This window comes from Vibrio sp. 03_296, from assembly GCF_002265885.1.
In genome coordinates, this window is record NZ_NPKW01000468.1 from 1 (window position 1) to 520 (window position 520).

Sequence of the window (520 nt, forward strand, 5' to 3'; positions counted from 1 at the left end):
CGATCAAATTGGTTACTTCTACCAAGATTTTGACGCATTTGATCGCTGATGCAGCGAAAAAACACCTACGTGGTGTGGCGAAGCAGCCGCTAGAAGTCGCTCTGGCTAAAGTGGAAGCCCTTACTGAGTGGACAACAGAAAACCTACACCAAGTGATTGCCGATGTGTGTACTGAGCTTGAAATCGGTATGGGCAAAATCGGTATGCCTCTGCGTGTTGCTGTTACTGGTGGTGGTCAGTCTCCTTCTGTAGATGCAGTGATGCAGCTCATCGGTAAAGAGCGTGTTGTTGCGCGTATTAAGATGGCGTTGGCGTTTATTGCAGAGCGTGAAGCAAACGCATAATTGGCCAGCGAGAATAATAAAACCGCAGCTCAGTGCTGCGGTTTTTTTTTTGGACTTGTTTKAGTGTGAAAAGAAGCACGCGTTATTTGAGACCGATGCTGTTCAGCCGGCCCATAAAGGTGAGGATCTCTAAATTCTCTTTGTGCGCTTCCAATAGCGCTTTTTTGGTCTGTGAG

At 47.2% G+C, this 520-nt stretch carries 2 pseudogenes; one reads left to right on the forward strand and one right to left on the reverse strand.

From position 1 onward, the window contains the following. Positions 1-344, forward strand: a pseudogene (locus tag CIK04_RS25455) (glutamate--tRNA ligase); the annotation flags it as partial. Positions 345-426: 82 nt separating this feature from the next. On the opposite strand, the pseudogene CIK04_RS25460 reads toward CIK04_RS25455, so the two are convergent. Beyond that, a pseudogene (locus CIK04_RS25460) lies at positions 427-520 on the reverse strand (Fe3+-citrate ABC transporter substrate-binding protein); the annotation flags it as partial.